We start from the raw sequence: 14,768 nt of genomic DNA, 5'->3' as shown, positions 1-14,768 counted from the left end.
CATCAGCGCCGCCGCATCATGTCCGGAGTCGCTCGATCCCCTGGGCAAGCGCAACGTAGAGTTTGCCCATGTCTGACGAAAGCAACGTAACGCCCAGCGCGTTACCGTCACGCGTTGACAGCAGCTGCCGCAGCATGGCTTCGAAATCGTGGATGTAACGGTTCACATGCTCGCGGAAATCTCCATCCGTCTCGTAATGCGCCTGAACCGCCTTGGCTTCGGCGTTCTCCAGAAGCGACACGGCGCGGCGCGTGAAGATGCCGCGATCGCCGCGCAGATAAGAGGCCCACGCCGTTTCCGAAACTTCGACCGACAGGGCTTTGGCAATGTCTATCGCCGATGAATTGAGAGACTCGGTGATGAGCGCCGCACGCCGGGCAAAGTCGTTGTCGACCTGCTCTTCCGCGCGTTCCCGCGCCTGCCTCACGCGGGCTTCGAGATTGGCGGCCAGCTCATCCACCTTGGTGAGCTGATCGCGCATTTCGATCACGGTATCCCGGCTCGCGGAAGCAGCCGCATCGATGGCTTCTTCAAGCCGCCCCACGAGTTCGGCGGCGCGGCCTCTGAGCACACGGCTCATGGCCTCGCTCGTCTGGTCGCCAAGTTGCCGGGCGAGAGCCTCGATCTCTTCTGCCGTGCCTGCCTGAAGGGATTGCCCCGCCGTTGCCGCCGCATCCGCAAGCTGGGATATGGCGCCGGCAAGCCGCGCTTCGATGCTGGCGGAAACGGCTTCCCCTTCGCTGCGGGCATCTGCCAGCGCCTGCCTGAGCGCGTCCAGCTCGCTCTTGCGCCTTGCGGCATGGTTTGCCAGCACCTTCTGCGCCGCTTCGATGTCTTTCAGCGAGGCGGCAACATCGTTGCGCACCGAACCCACTGTTTCCGAAAGAGTCCGCCCGCCGTCTCCAGCTTCGCGCAAGGTGTCGCGCAGCGTGAAGATGCGGTTTTCCAAACCCTTGAGCCCGGCTTCGGTGCTGCGCAGCGCTTCGGGCATCTGGGTCCGGGTGTGCTCGCTTCCGGCCTGCACCAGTTCCAGCAGCCTGACAGCCGAATCCGTCAGTTCCCCAAGCTGAAGGTCTGTTCCCGAAAGTGCATGGCGCACTTCGCCCAATCGCGCGTTGAGATCGGCCATGGCCCTGTCGAGCAGCGCGGCCGTCTGCGCTCCCTGCTTGTCCGATTCCTGAAGAACGCTGGAGAAACCTTTAATTTTTTGTGCGATTTCCTCGATCCGTCCGGCAATAGTCTCCACCTCGACCAGATGCGCCTTGCGCTGTGCGTCGATGGCCTGATCAAACCCGGCAAGTTTTGCGGCAAGCGCGTCTGCCGCTTCGGCCGCGGCCTGCTCCATGGCAAGACGGCGCTGTTCGATGGCGGCATCCATCGCGCAAAGGCGGACGTCGAGCGCGGTGCGCAGAGCCGCCGCCTGCGCCTCGGCATCGGCGCGCCTGCGCGCAAGCTCATCGTCAAGGGCCTTGGCCTCCTGCTCCAGCATCGCGGTGAGCGAGCGCGCCGCGTCCTCGAACCGGGAAAGCCTTCCGGCCGCATCGGCAACCAGCCCCTCGTGACTGGCCGATAGCTCTGCGAACGCTTCCCGAAGCGACGCTGCCTGCATGGCGGAACGCTCCTGCCAGCGGTCGAGCGCGTCCTGTTCCGCGCTTGAGAGGAGGGCAAGATGATCCGCACTTTGCCGCGAGAGCGCCTCGAAACGATCTTCCGCCAGCCTTGCAAGGCTTTCGGCGGAGGCGGAAAAGCGTTCAAGCGCAGCATCCACCCGTTCACGGAAGGAATTGACCTGACGTTCGCTGGCCAGACCAAACTCGTTGAGGCGCTGGAAGCCTGAAACCAGCTCTTCAAGCTGGAGATGGGCCGTGCGCCCGGCATTGCCGATATTGTTGGTTACGTCCTTGGCCGCATTGGCAATGACCGGCAACTGGCCGCGCAGCTTTTCCATGTTGTCGAGCGCGGCGGTGGAGACCTGCGCAATCTGGTCAACCTGCATGCCGTTGCGGGATACAAGATTTTCAAGGTGACTGGCGTTCGCGGACAGACGCTCAACCGCCACGCGGCCCAGCGTTTCCAGATCGCGCGATTGCGCCGCCACGAAATCACGCGCCAGCGACAGCTCGGTATTGATCGATAGAAGGCGCTGCTCAAGCCGCTCCGATTCGCGCGACAGCCCGGCGGCCACATCAGCGAACCTTGCGGCCTCCTTGCGACTGGTGCGCATGAACAGCAGAAACGTGACCATCACGAGCAGGACCGGCACGGCCCACTGACTGATCCACCATGCCCAATGCTGGGGCAGGATCGGCTCGGTCTGGGGCATTATGGCCACGTGCACGAAGAACGCTGTCCAGCCAATCACAATGGCGGCTGCCACGATGGCGGGTATCAGGCCGGGCCACCCGGCGCCGGCGCTGGGCGTCCCGACCGGGCAAGCATTTGCCTGCGGGGCATCTGCGGTGGCCATTTCATGCGCCGGTGTCGCCATTCCCGCAATTGTTTCGCTGGCTTCAAGCGAGTCTGCTTTGCGCGGCCCGCCTTCGCGGTCTGCGTCTTCGATCGGAATGATCCGTGTTCCCCCGTTCATGCGCATCGCATAACATGTTTTGAACCGGGGCATAAACCCCGCCTTAACGTGTTCCCCCCTAGCACCCGGACATGGCTTACGAAGGCGGCTCTCTCGATGCGAACCTTGCCGCTGCGGCGGGCTACGATCCGCATCTGGTGCAGGAGTTGCGCCTTGCCTTCCTCGAAAGCGCGGCGCGCCAGATCGACCTGCTCGCCCGCGCGCGGTGCGATGGCAACTGGCATGTTGCGGCCATGCGCCTCAAAGGTCTTGCGGCCAGTTTTCATGCGGAAGCCCTGATGGCGCTGGCCGATGAGGCGATCGAGACCGCGCCGGGCGATCCGGCGGTGCTGCGCCGCCTGCGGAAGCTGCTGGAGGAGCTTTCGCTTAACTCCTGACAACTTGTGGCGCGGCCTTGGCAGCAATGACCGCACCCCCTACGATAGCGGTCAGGAGGCAGTTTCTTGCGGGTCGCAATCCTATCGCTGATCGAACATGTCCCTTCCACGCAGCCCGGCGTCCAGCCCGGACTGCTGCGGGGCCTTCTGCCTGTGGGCGGAAGGTCGCTTCTGCGTCATCAGATCGGCCTTGCCCTGCATATTGGTGCAAAGCGTATCGTGGTCGTGGCCGAAGGCATCAGCGCCGAACTGGTTGCCCTTCAGCATTGCGCCGAAGCGGGCGGGGCGCAGTTTCATGTCGTGGCCACTGCCCGTGCCCTAGTGCCGCTGATCCTGCCCGAAGACGATGTGATCGTGCTGGGCGATGGCCTTCTGGCCATGCCCGATGCCGTGCGCGGCTTTCTGGATAGCGGCCCGGCCGTTCTGACCTTGCCGATCGAAACAGCTTTGCCACTCGGTTTCGAAAGGATCGATCTCAACCACGCCAGCGCGGCGGCGATGCGCCTTCCGGGGCGTGTTGTGGCCAGTCTTGCCGATTTGCCGCCCGAATGGAACGTGCAGTCCGCGCTGCTGCGGCTTGCCGTGCAGGCCCGCGCGGCGATGCGGGCCATACCTTCCGCCATGCTTGACGATGGCCGCTGGACAATGGTGCGCAGCGAACCGGAGGCATTGCAGGCAGAGCAGCGCTGGCTGCGCCTGCATACCGATCCGGGCGATGGGGGCAAGGCGATACCGGGCGAGCGCTTGGCCGTGGCGGGGGTGCGGCGCTTCGGCCCGGCCTTGCTTCATGCCGGAACCCGGCCCGGTCTTGTCGGGCTTGGTGCGGGCCTCGTGCTCCTTCTTGCCGCAGGTCTGGGCTGGCTGGGATACCACGCCACGGCCTTTGCGCTGGTCGGTCTGGGCTGGTTTATCGAACGCATCGCCAGCCTGATCGGCAGGGTCGAGCGCGATTCGTTGCTGGCGGCAGGGCTGACAAGGCACGGATCGGCGGTATTTCACCTGCTGATCGACGCCTCACTGGTGGCACTGGCGAGCTGGCGCAGCGAATTGCGCCTCATCACGGGCCTTCCTGCGGGGGCAGCAGCCTTTGTTCCTCTCCTGCTGGTTGCAAGCTTGCGGCTCGTTCCGCTCGCGCTGCCTCATCGGCGCTGGGCCTCGATCCTGAAGGACCGGCTGCTCGCGGGGCTGGCTCTGGCGTGCGCCAGCCTGTTGCTGCCTTTCGACCTTGCGATGGCCGTCGCGGTGCTGGTCCTGCTCGGTGGTTGCATGTGGGATCTTCAGTTCGGCAAGGCTTCGCCTAACCCGCAGTTAACCACTGGGGCTTAAGAGCATCGCATGGCATCGACTGCAATTCTTGACGACGATCCGGCAGTTATCGAGCAGCGCCTGGCGGAAGATCTGGCTCATGCCGATCAGGCCCTGTTTCACATGGGCCCAATTCTGCGGCACCTGCTTGGAAATGACGACACCTCGATCTTCAGCGACGAGGTAATCGCGCGTGTCAGAGGCATCATGGCCGATCTGGCGCGGCAGCTTGTGCAGGCGCTGGGGGAAGCGGCGGGGCACCGCGATGCTGCGGGCTGGGCGCATGAAGCCGGTCCGGGGCTTGCCGAGATGCTGACGGGCAACAAGGCCCTGCTAGATCACGTCCACATGCTTGCGCTGGAATGGCAGCTTACGGACCGTCTTCACGGCAGGCAGGGCATTGATCCGGTGCTGCCGCCGATGTTGCAGGAACTGATTGCTTCGCCCGATCCTGATGTCGCCGCGAGAGGCATGAACCTTCTTGCCGCGCAGGCCCGGACGGGGCAGGGGCTGCGGCGGATGCAGCTCCCCTTGGCTGAGCTTCCGCACGAACTGCACCAGATGGCCATGATTGCCATGCACGCCTACGTGGCGGATGATCCGGCCGGCCGCGATGCGGCAGAAATTGCCGAGGCGGCACTGCGCAAGGCGCGGCTTGCCGCAACATCGCGACTGGACCTTCTGGCCTATTCAGTGTCGCTGCCCCAGTCGGGCGGCGAACGGCCGCTTGATATCGAGCATTCGGGCGCGGCGCTCTTTCTCACGGCGCTCTCGGTGCGGACCGGGCTGACCCGCGAAATGGCCATAATGTGCACCACGGAAAGCCAGATGGCGCGGTTTTTCCTGGCGATGATCGCTGCCGGTGCCAGGCAGGAGCAGATCGCAACCGCTTTTGCCGCGTTCTTCCCGGAAACAATCGCGCCGCCGGTTCCTGCGGGTCTTACACCTGCGCGCGCTGGCGCGATGCTGACCGGCGCGCATGGCGGGGCAGGCGGTTGAGGTGACAGGCGTCGGGCCAATCAGCGGCCGTTGCGATGCCCATGACCGCCTCGTCGAGGCGGACGAGGCACTTGCAGGGTTACAGGTGCGTCTTGGCGGTGCCTATCCAGGCACGCTGGCGCTCGCACCGCTGCTATTGCTCGTGCGCAAGGTTCGACATTCGCGCACGACGCTTTCCGAGATGATTGCCGTGGAGGATGATGGCCAGCCGCTGACATTCCACGCGCGCGTCAGCCCGTGCGAGGATGGCACCCGCATCGCCATAACCCGGTGGCGTCTCTCGGCCGATCACTGGTCGGCCAGCGGCGGAGCTTTGCACGATCCCTCGCTCTTGCGGCAACTTGCCGAAGCGCACATCGTGCTTGATGCCGAACAGCGTGTGATTTCGGGCCATGCCGAAGCGGCAGACCTTGCCGAACTGGCTGCCGGGCTGGAACAGGGCTTTGGCCGATACTGGACCGATCTCGTGACATTGCCCGGCAATGCGCATCGCCAGCCTTTGCACTGGCGGCTGCTTGATCAATGCACGGTCGCGGTTTCCGGCTCGCCGCGAAAGTGGACGGCGCATCTCCTCCCGCTCGATCAGGCAGGTTTCGAACTCTTGCTGGTGGCCACCACGGTGCTGGCACCAGAAGCGGCGGAGGAGGGCGTGAAGGCGCCAAGCGAGGATGCGGCTCTTGACTGGAAGGGGTTGCTTGGCAGCAAGCTGGCACCTGCGCTGCGCATGCCGATAAATCGCATCGTGGCAAACGCCGAGACGATCCGGACCCGTCTGGCTGGACCGATTGCGGAACAGTATGTTGGCTATGCCGCCGACATTGCCGATGCGGGCCGCCACCTGCTTTCGCTGGTGGAAGATCTTTCCGATCTGGAAACGGTCGAGGACGAGAGTTTCGCTCCGGCGGTGGATGATATCGACCTTGCCGATTGCGCGCGCCGCGCCGCGGGCATTCTGGGCGTGCGCGCAAGGGAAAAGGGTATAGCAGTCCATGTTCCCGGCCCGGATACGCTCATTCCGGCCAGCGGCGAGTTTCGGCGCGTATTGCAGATCCTGCTGAACCTGATCGGGAACGCCATCCGCTATTCTCCGCAAGGAACCACGATCACCATCGAAGGCGGCAGCGATGGGCGGCAATCATGGCTTGCAGTCAGCGATGAGGGCAGCGGGCTTTCCCCCGATGAAGCGGAGAAGGTTTTCGACAAGTTCGAGCGCCTCGGCCGCAGCGGCGATGGCGGGAGCGGCCTTGGTCTCTACATTTCCCGGAAACTGGCAAGGGCCATGCATGGCGACCTGTCCGTCGTTTCTGCCAGGGACGATCCCCATTCAACCGGCGCCAGGTTCGTCCTGAGCCTACCCTCCGGTCAGGAGATGCGCGCCAGCGCATAGCCGAACACGCGACCGCTTCTGCACCGCCGCCTTTGTTGTTCATTATCACCCCTTGGATAACAGAAGCGGCGGGATGGACAGGCTGTTCAGCCCGTCCATCCCGCCGCCTTGTTGCCTGCCTTCCGATCAGCGCTGGCTGAGGGGGACGTAGTCGCGCTGCGTCGGTCCGGTGTAGAGCTGACGCGGACGGCCGATCTTCTGGCCGGGATCGCTGATCATTTCGTTCCACTGCGCCACCCAGCCCACGGTGCGGGCAAGCGCGAAGAGCACAGTGAACATGGTGGTCGGGAAACCGATCGCCGAGAGGATGATGCCCGAATAGAAATCGACGTTCGGGAACAGCTTCTTCTCGATGAAATACGGATCGCTCAGCGCGATTTCCTCAAGCCGCAGCGCAGTTTCGAACAGCGGATCCTGCACGTTCAGCGCCGCAAAGACTTCGCGCACGGTCTGCTGCATCACCGTGGCGCGCGGATCGTAGTTCTTGTAGACGCGGTGGCCGAAGCCCATCAGGCGGAACGGATCGTTCTTGTCCTTGGCGCGCTCGATGTAATGCTGGATGCGGTCGGGCGTGCCGATTTCCTTCAGCATGTTGAGCGCGGCTTCATTGGCCCCGCCGTGTGCCGGGCCCCACAGGCAGGCGATGCCCGCCGCGATGCAGGCAAACGGGTTGGCGCCCGAAGAACCGGCCAGACGCACGGTCGAGGTCGATGCGTTCTGTTCGTGGTCGGCGTGGAGGATGAAGATCCGGTCCAGTGCCTTTTCGACTTCCGGAATCACTTCGTATTCCTCGGCCGGGACGCCAAAAGTCATCTTCAGGAAATTGCCGGTGTAGGACAGCTTGTTGTCGGGATAGACGAAAGGCTGCCCCACCGAATACTTGTAGGCCATGGCCGCGATGGTCGGCATCTTGGCGATCAGTCGGTGCGAGCTGATCTTGCGGTGCTGCGGATCGGAAATGTCGGTGCTGTCGTGATAGAAGGCCGAAAGCGCGCCCACCACGCCGCACATGATCGCCATCGGGTGCGCATCGCGACGGAAGCCGCGATAGAAGGTGGAAAGCTGCTCGTGCAGCATGGTGTGCCGGGTGATGGTGCGGCTGAAATCGGCAAGTTCCTGCTGGCTGGGCAACTCGCCGTTGAGCAGAAGATAGCTGACTTCCATGAAGCTGGAATGTTCGGCCAGCTGGCCGATGGGATAGCCGCGATGAAGCAGAACGCCTTCATCGCCATCGATATAGGTCAGTGCGGAATCGCAGCTTGCCGTCGAGGTGAAGCCGGGGTCATAGGTGAACATCCCGGTCTGTGCATAGAGCTTGCGGATATCGATTACGTCGGGTCCGATCGTGCCGCTTTTGATCGGCATGTCGAGGGACTTGCCTCCTGCCGTCAACGAAGCCTGATTGTCGCTCACGCCTAAGCTCTCCTTTTTCTTGTGCCCTTACAAAGCCCTGCCCACGGTCAAACCAACTGATCGCGAATGCGCGCCAGCGATTCGTCCTTCCCGAGCAGGGCCAATACGTCGAAAATACCCGGCGAGGTAGTCTGTCCCGTCAGGCTTGCGCGCAACGGTTGGGCGATCTTGCCCAAACCTGTCCCAAGCTCCTCGGCCATTTGTTTTACCGTGGCCTCCAGCCCCTCGGTTGTCCAGCCGTTTTCGGCTTCCAGCGCCGCAACGACCTGGGCCAGGAGCGCCTTTGCTTCTTCGGTGAGAAGCGCGGCGGCCTTTTCCGTCATGGCGAGTGGACGCCGGGCGAACAGGAATGCCGCCCCGGCGGCAAGTTCGTTGAGATCGGCCGCCCGGATCTTGAGGACCGGCATGGCCCGTGTCAGGAGATCAAGCCCGGTTTCGGAGGAGAAACCGGGTTCGGCAGCCGCCAGTCGCGGCGCCACCAGCCCGGCAAGGCGGGCATCGTTTGCCTCGCGCAGGTAGTGCCCGTTCAGGTTGAGCAGCTTCTTGATGTCAAACCGGGAAGCGCCCTTGTTCACATCGGCGATGTCGAACCACTCCACGGCCTGTTCGCGGCTGATGATCTCCTCGTCGCCATGGCCCCAGCCCAGACGCAGCAGGTAGTTGAACACCGCTTCGGGTAGAAGCCCCATTTCATCGCGGTAGGCATCGACGCCGAGCGCCCCGTGACGCTTTGAAAGCTTCGCGCCGTCCGCCCCATGGATCAGCGGAATGTGCGCATAAACCGGATCGGGCCAGTCGCCTTCGATCGCGTTCATCGCGCGGATTACCACAAGCTGCCGGAAGGCGTTGTTGATATGGTCGTCGCCACGGATCACGTGGGTCACGCCCATGTCGTGGTCGTCGACCACCACGGCCAGCATGTAGGTGGGCGTTCCATCCGAACGCAGGATGACGAAATCATCCAGTTCCGTATTCTGGACCGTGATCGCGCCCTGCACCTGATCGGCTATGGTCGTCTCGCCATCGCGCGGGGCCTTGACTCGCACGACATATGGCGCGTCGTGCGGCCACTGATCGGGCGTCGCATCGCGCCATTCGCTGTCGATGCGAAACGGGCGACGCTCGGCCTGGGCCTTCTCTCGGCGCTGCGCCAGTTCTTCCGGGGTCAGATAGCAGCGATAGGCATGGCCAGCTTCAAGCAGGGCATGGGCAACTTCGGCGTGGCGGGCAGAGCGCGCAAACTGGAAAACGGGCGCCTCGTCTCCACCCAGACCCAGCCAGTTCAGCCCGTCGAAGATTGCCGCGATGGCCTCGTCAGTGGATCGGGCCCGATCGGTATCCTCGATGCGCAGAAGGTATTTGCCGCCGTGGTGGCGGGCATAGAGCCAGTTGAACAGCGCGGTGCGGGCGCCACCAATGTGCAGGAAGCCGGTGGGCGATGGCGCAAAGCGCGTGACGACATGCCCCTTGGCGGGCGATCCTGCAGAAACGGTATCACTGGCGCTTGCCATCGGCCGCGCTTTCCTTCCCTGTGAATGTCATGGCGTCCCCGGCGGCAGTTGGACCTGCGGCAGAACGTTCCGCCGCCGATCCGGGCTTTGCCCCGGCCGGACGCGCGCGGCATTGCGGCATCCTGCGGCGATTGTCCAGCATGCTTGATCGTGCCGATCATTTCCTTGAACGGCATCCGTTCGAGCGTGGATTGTGGCTCGTCGTCGGCTTTGCCGCCGGCATCCTTGCATGGATCGCATTGCCCACGGTCTGGCATTGGCTGTCTTTGTTGGGCGCGCTTTCGGGCATGGCGCTTGCGGCAGTGCTGGGTGTGAATGCGGTGCGCTGGCCGCATCTTCGCCTTGCCCTCTTCGGCATGGCAATCATGATCGGCGCGGGCTGCGCCACGATCTGGACGAAATCTGCGCTGGTCGGCCAGCCCGGAATCGCGCGTCCGGCGGTAGCGGATCTTCACGCAATCCTGCTGGAGCGGCGCGAGGAGCCGGCCAGGGGCAGGACGCGGCTTCTCTTGCAGGTTCGTCTGGCAGAGTTCGCCCGTCCGGTGCGGGTCAGGGTCAATCTCGCCGATGTCGAGGACGGGCCTGAGATTGCCGAAGGTGCGGTTCTGCGTCTGCGCGCCCGTTTGATGCCGCCCGCCCCGCCCATGCTTCCGGGCGGATACGACTTTGCGCGAACCGCCTGGTTCGATGGGATCGCCGCAACCGGAACCGTGCTCGGCAAGGTGGCGGTCATCAGTCCGTCGCCCGATGGTCTTGCCCTGCGCAAGCTCCAGCGATCGCTTGCAGCGCATGTGCGGGCCAGTCTGTCCGGATCGCCGGGCGCCATAGCTGCAGCGCTGGCAAGCGGAGATCGCGGCGCGATTGCCCGTGGCGACGAAGAGGCGATGCGCGATGCCGGGCTCACGCATCTGCTCTCGATCAGCGGCCTGCATGTCAGCGCGCTGGTTGGCGCGGTGTATTGGCTGGTGGCGCGCCTTCTGGCGCTTGTGCCATGGATCGCACTCAGGATCCGCGTGCCGATTGCCGCCGCGCTTTGCGGCGCTCTTGCAGGCGTCGCCTATACCCTGCTGACGGGGGCAGAGGTTCCTACGATCCGTTCCTGTATCGGTGCGCTGCTGGTTCTGGCTGCGCTCGCGCTTGGCCGTGATCCCCTGTCGTTGCGGATGGTTGCTGCCGGGGCCATGATCGTGATGCTGTTCTGGCCGGAGGCGCTGCTCGGCCCCAGTTTCCAGATGAGCTTTGCCGCCGTCATCGCCATCATTGCATTCCATTCGGCAGCCCCGGTCCGCAGCTTTCTCGCGCGGGACGATCATGGTCCAGTGGCAAGGCTGCTGCGCGGCCCGGTCCTGCTTCTGGCAACCGGTGTGGTGATCGAAATGGCTCTCATGCCGATCGGCCTGTTCCACTTTCACCGTGCGGGCGTTTACGGCGCACTGGCCAACGTGATCGCCATTCCGCTCACGACGTTTGTCATCATGCCGCTTGTCGGGTTGGCACTGATGCTGGACCTTGTTGGCGGCGGCGCGCCGGTCTGGTGGTTTGCGGGCAAAAGCCTTGAAGCATTGCTGGCTCTGGCCCACCTCGTTGCATCGCAACCCGGTGCCGCCGCAATGCTTCCCGCGAGCGCGCCATCGGCATTTGTCATCTTCATTGGTGGTATGCTGTGGCTGGCGCTCTGGACCGGGCCGGTCCGCTATTGGGGCGCCTTGCCCGCTGCGGTGGCAGTCGCAGGCATGGTTCTGGCGCCAGTGCCCGATATCCTCGTGACCGGCGATGGCCGGCATGTCGGCCTTCTCGCATTGCGCGAGGCTGCTACTGCCGGGGCGACGACCACTGCGGCCAGGCGCGTGCACGGTATGGTTGCAAGAGGCGCACAGGATGATACCGCAAGGCCCGAACTGATCGTGCTGCGCAATGGCCGCAGTGAATACGTCAGCGAAAACTTGCGCGAATCCGCGGGAATTGCCGGAGAAGTGCGAGCGATGGACGAATGGTCAGGAGCGCGCTGTTCGGAGGATTTCTGCAGCGCCGTTCTGGTCCGCAAGGATGGTGCAGGCAGGCAGCGCTATCTTGCCCTGCTCCTTTCGCGGTCAGCGAATTACGTCGATGACCTGGCGCTTGCTGCGGCCTGCGAGAAATCCGACATCGTGATCTCGGATCGCCGCCTGCCTGCAAGTTGCCGCCCCCGTCTGCTCAAGGCAGACAGGGCCTTCCTTGCCCGGTCCGGCGGGCTAGCCATCAGCCTTGGCCTTGGCTCGGAAGGATTGAAAAGCGCAGTGGACTCAACGCGAGGCCACAGAGCATTGCCCTTCAGCGTCGCCGAACTTTCGCTGCGCACTGTGTCTCAAACGCAAGGCTGCCATGGCTGGTATCCGTGGCCACCGCCTGAAAAGCGTTCCGCCACGAAGCAACGGCCGCAGGGCAAGCCTACAGCAACCACCGCAGAAGGGCAGGCTCATTCCCGGCGAGCGGACAGTCGGGGGCAGGGGCATTTGGGCAACCGGATCGCTTGCCCACCTCCGAACGCCCGGTCCTTCTGCTGTCGGTCACGCCGCGCGGGAGCGCTTCACGCGGCCGGGAACGCGGATCAGTGGTAGCGGCGAAGAAGCCCGGCGAGCTTGCCTTGAACCGCGACTTCTTCGGGCCGGTAGAACTGGGGATCATAGGCCGCATTTGCCGGGTCAAGGCGGATCATGCCCTTCTCGCGGTGGAGGAACTTGAGCGTTGCTTCCTCACCCCGCACCAGCGCAACCACGATCTCGCCGTCGCGGGCGACATCGGTCTTGCGGACCAGGGCATAATCGCCGTCGAAAATCCCCGCTTCGATCATCGAATCGCCGGAAACCTCCAGCGCATAATGCTCCCCTGCGCCAAGCAGAGCGGCCGGTACCGGCAAAGTTGCCGTTGTTTCCAGTGCCTCGATCGGCACGCCGGCGGCAATCTTGCCGTGCAGCGGCAGTTCGATGATATCATTGGCAGGCGTTGGAGCAGGCTTCGGCGATGCCCGCAGGGATGTTGCCGAGACCATCGAACCAGCGGCTTCACGGGGTGCAGCCGCAGCCTTGCCAACCGCGCTTTCGGGCTGGCGCAGAACTTCCAGCGCGCGCGCGCGATTGGGCAAGCGGCGGATGAAGCCGCGTTCTTCCAGCGCGGAGATGAGCCGGTGCACACCGGACTTCGACTTGAGATCGAGCGCTTCCTTCATTTCCTCGAACGAAGGGGATATGCCGGTTTCCTCAAGCCGGGTCTGGATGAACATGAGCAGGTCATGCTGCTTGCGTGTCAACATTGGCGGCACCTTCCGCAAAAGCGACTTCCGGCGAAATCGCGGCGCTTACCCATGCCGGAACATTTGCGTTAACCGGCGAACGAATGCGGAACGGATAAGCAACTTTGATCAGCGCGTCAAGCAATACCGCCATTTTCGAGCAGGAAGACCGGAACATCTGTTCCAGGGGCGAGCGGCTCTGCCATGGCAGGGCGCATGACCAGCGCATTGGCCCGCGCCAGCGGCGAAAGCGCGCCCGAATCCTGCAAAGGCAGAAGGCTTACGCCTGCTCCGTCCCAGCAGGCGCGAAGGAACTCCATGCGCCCGCCGCCCCTGTCCATCTGGGTCGAAAGACGTGCCGTGACCGGATGCGGCAATGGCGCCTTCGCGCCAAGCGCTGCTCGCAGCAGCGGCAAAAGGAACAGGAATGCCGTCACGAAGGCTGAAGCGGGATTTCCGGGCAATCCCAGGATGATCTGGCCCGGAATGATCTTGCTATCACGCCGGGCAACCAGCAGCGGCTTGCCGGGCTTGATCGCGACGCGCCAGAAATCGGTCGAGGCGCCAAGCCTTGCCAGCGCCGGGCGCACCATGTCGTGATCGCCCACCGAAACGCCGCCGCTGGTGACGATGATGTCCGCGTCCGGCGAGCTTTCGATGGCCGCGACGAGCGCTTCGACCCGGTCTGGCACCGGACCGATGTGACGGACATCGACCGGCAGCGCCCCTGCCATGGCGCAGAGCATGGGACCATTGCTTGCCGGGATCTGGTGGGCCTGGGGCATCTGTCCTGGTGCAACCAGTTCATCGCCGCTGTCGATGACCGTGAGCCTCAGCCGCCGCCGAACCGGCAGGACGGCATGCCCGCCCGCGATGGCAAGCGCGATCTGCGCCGGCCCCAGACGTTCGCCAGTATCAAGCAGGATGGTGTCTTTCCCGAAGTCCATGCCGGCCGGGCGAACGTGCCGGGTCGGGGGCGATGGCTGCTCTCCGGCAAGGCGCAGGTCCTGGTCCAGACGTTCGGCATCTTCCTGAAGCAGGACCATGTCCGCGCCTTCGGGAACGATTGCGCCGGTGCTGATCCGCACCGCCTCGTTCGTGCCGACCGTTCCGCCAAAGGGATGGCCGGCCGCACTTTCGCCAATGATGCGCCACGGCCCCGGCAGATCGGCGCTGCGCAAGGCATAGCCGTCCATGGCGGAAAGCGGCGCGGCGGGCTGCATTCGCCGTGCGCGCAGCGGCGCACCAAGATAGTGGCCCAGGCAGTCTGCCACCTTGCGCTCCTCCACGGGCAGGGACGGGGCAAGCGCCAGCAGCCGTGCCTGCGCTTCGGCAAGGGGGAGGGGCGGCGCTCTCATTCCTCAAGTCGCCAGACGCCGGACTTTCCGCCGCGCTTTTCGATCAGGCGAATGCCTTCGATCACCATGCCCTTGTCCAGCGCCTTGGCCATATCGTAAATCGTCAGGAGCGCGAGGGACACGGCAGTGAGCGCTTCCATCTCGACCCCGGTCTTTCCGGTAAGCGATGCCGTGGCGGTGCATTCCACGCAGCCACTGCCGAACGCGAAATCGATATTCACCGCATCGAGCGCAAGCGGATGGCAGAGCGGGATGAGGTCGCCCGTCCGCTTGGCAGCCATGATTCCGGCAACTCTTGCCGGGCCCAGCACTTCCCCCTTCGGGCCATTGCCCGATTGCACCGCCGCCAGCGCTTCCGCGCTCATCCGGATCATGCCGCGGGCGATGGCCACGCGCCGGGTTTCGGGCTTGCCGCCGGTGTCCACCATGCGGGCTGTTCCGGCGGCATCAATGTGGCTCAATCCGCTCATCCCGTCCTCTCGGTGGCGCATCTGGGTTGGCTGAACGGCGTGTGCCGCATGGCCGCAATGGCCGGATCGTGGCAGCTTTTCAAGGCTTCCGCA

12 protein-coding genes are annotated in these 14,768 nt (G+C 64.2%); 5 read left to right on the top strand and 7 right to left on the bottom strand.

What is annotated here, in order from left to right; translation table 11 throughout:
• Positions 1-16: 16 nt before the first annotated feature.
• Positions 17-2,467: a coiled-coil domain-containing protein gene (locus DKM43_RS06985; protein ID WP_236632428.1), complete on the bottom strand. Its 2,451-nt coding sequence runs from the start codon at positions 2,465-2,467 to the stop codon at positions 17-19.
• A 191-nt stretch (positions 2,468-2,658) separates the two neighbouring features.
• On the opposite strand from DKM43_RS06985, the gene DKM43_RS06980 reads away from it, so the two are divergent.
• From DKM43_RS06980 to DKM43_RS06965, 4 genes are all read left to right on the top strand, one after another.
• Positions 2,659-2,964, top strand: coding sequence for an Hpt domain-containing protein (locus DKM43_RS06980; protein WP_109797705.1), 306 nt, complete (start codon positions 2,659-2,661; stop codon positions 2,962-2,964).
• Positions 2,965-3,030: 66 nt separating this feature from the next.
• Positions 3,031-4,290, top strand: coding sequence for a hypothetical protein (locus DKM43_RS06975; RefSeq protein ID WP_109797704.1), 1,260 nt, complete (start codon positions 3,031-3,033; stop codon positions 4,288-4,290).
• Positions 4,291-4,299: 9 nt separating this feature from the next.
• Positions 4,300-5,268, top strand: a complete 969-nt coding sequence (locus tag DKM43_RS06970) for a hypothetical protein (RefSeq protein WP_109797703.1) — start codon at positions 4,300-4,302, stop codon at positions 5,266-5,268.
• The gene (locus DKM43_RS06965; protein ID WP_109797702.1) at positions 5,249-6,655 is read left to right on the top strand and encodes a sensor histidine kinase; all 1,407 of its coding nucleotides are present in this window, start codon (positions 5,249-5,251) and stop codon (positions 6,653-6,655) included. The genes DKM43_RS06970 and DKM43_RS06965 overlap by 20 nt, the downstream gene beginning before the upstream one ends.
• A gap of 126 nt (positions 6,656-6,781) precedes the next feature.
• Here the strand turns inward: DKM43_RS06965 and DKM43_RS06960 are convergent, their stop codons facing one another.
• Positions 6,782-8,068 carry a citrate synthase gene (locus DKM43_RS06960; protein WP_109797701.1) on the bottom strand — a complete coding sequence of 429 codons (1,287 nt, stop codon included), beginning with the start codon at positions 8,066-8,068 and terminating at the stop codon, positions 6,782-6,784.
• 47 nt (positions 8,069-8,115) lie between these two features.
• Positions 8,116-9,579, bottom strand: a complete 1,464-nt coding sequence (gltX, locus tag DKM43_RS06955) for a glutamate--tRNA ligase (protein ID WP_109797700.1) — start codon at positions 9,577-9,579, stop codon at positions 8,116-8,118.
• Between the two features lie 29 nt (positions 9,580-9,608).
• On the opposite strand from gltX, the gene DKM43_RS06950 reads away from it, so the two are divergent.
• Entirely contained in the window at positions 9,609-12,176 is a 2,568-nt protein-coding gene (locus tag DKM43_RS06950) for a ComEC/Rec2 family competence protein (protein ID WP_109797699.1), read from the top strand.
• On the opposite strand, the gene lexA is transcribed toward DKM43_RS06950, so the two are convergent.
• The 4 genes from lexA to moaC are packed head-to-tail and all read right to left on the bottom strand — an operon-like array spanning position 12,167 to position 14,675.
• Positions 12,167-12,868, bottom strand: coding sequence for a transcriptional repressor LexA (gene lexA, locus DKM43_RS06945; protein WP_109797698.1), 702 nt, complete (start codon positions 12,866-12,868; stop codon positions 12,167-12,169). The genes DKM43_RS06950 and lexA overlap by 10 nt on opposite strands.
• Entirely contained in the window at positions 12,846-13,001 is a 156-nt protein-coding gene (locus DKM43_RS16460) for a hypothetical protein (protein WP_161554047.1), read from the bottom strand. Before DKM43_RS16460 ends, lexA begins: the two co-directional genes overlap by 23 nt.
• A complete protein-coding gene (locus DKM43_RS06940) occupies positions 12,985-14,205 on the bottom strand; it encodes a molybdopterin molybdotransferase MoeA (protein WP_109797697.1) in 1,221 nt (406 codons plus the stop codon). Before DKM43_RS06940 ends, DKM43_RS16460 begins: the two co-directional genes overlap by 17 nt.
• Positions 14,202-14,675, bottom strand: coding sequence for a cyclic pyranopterin monophosphate synthase MoaC (gene moaC, locus DKM43_RS06935; protein WP_109797696.1), 474 nt, complete (start codon positions 14,673-14,675; stop codon positions 14,202-14,204). Before moaC ends, DKM43_RS06940 begins: the two co-directional genes overlap by 4 nt.
• Positions 14,676-14,768: the final 93 nt, after the last annotated feature.

It is taken from the genome of Novosphingobium meiothermophilum, assembly GCF_003171715.1.
Classification (GTDB): Bacteria; Pseudomonadota; Alphaproteobacteria; order Sphingomonadales; family Sphingomonadaceae; genus Novosphingobium; species Novosphingobium meiothermophilum.
Note: the sequence above shows the minus strand (reverse complement) of the source record. Positions and strands in the feature narration are given on the sequence as shown.

Coding starts and splice junctions, on each gene's coding strand:
- DKM43_RS06985 (WP_236632428.1), bottom strand. CDS start 2,467: ATGGCCACCGCAGATGCCCCGCAGGCAAATGCTTGCCCGGTCGGGACG.
- DKM43_RS06980 (WP_109797705.1), top strand. CDS start 2,659: ATGGCTTACGAAGGCGGCTCTCTCGATGCGAACCTTGCCGCTGCGGCG.
- DKM43_RS06970 (WP_109797703.1), top strand. CDS start 4,300: ATGGCATCGACTGCAATTCTTGACGACGATCCGGCAGTTATCGAGCAG.
- DKM43_RS06965 (WP_109797702.1), top strand. CDS start 5,249: ATGGCGGGGCAGGCGGTTGAGGTGACAGGCGTCGGGCCAATCAGCGGC.
- gltX (WP_109797700.1), bottom strand. CDS start 9,579: ATGGCAAGCGCCAGTGATACCGTTTCTGCAGGATCGCCCGCCAAGGGG.
- DKM43_RS06950 (WP_109797699.1), top strand. CDS start 9,609: ATGGCGTCCCCGGCGGCAGTTGGACCTGCGGCAGAACGTTCCGCCGCC.
- lexA (WP_109797698.1), bottom strand. CDS start 12,868: ATGTTGACACGCAAGCAGCATGACCTGCTCATGTTCATCCAGACCCGG.
- DKM43_RS16460 (WP_161554047.1), bottom strand. CDS start 13,001: ATGGCGGTATTGCTTGACGCGCTGATCAAAGTTGCTTATCCGTTCCGC.
- DKM43_RS06940 (WP_109797697.1), bottom strand. CDS start 14,205: ATGAGAGCGCCGCCCCTCCCCCTTGCCGAAGCGCAGGCACGGCTGCTG.
- moaC (WP_109797696.1), bottom strand. CDS start 14,675: ATGAGCGGATTGAGCCACATTGATGCCGCCGGAACAGCCCGCATGGTG.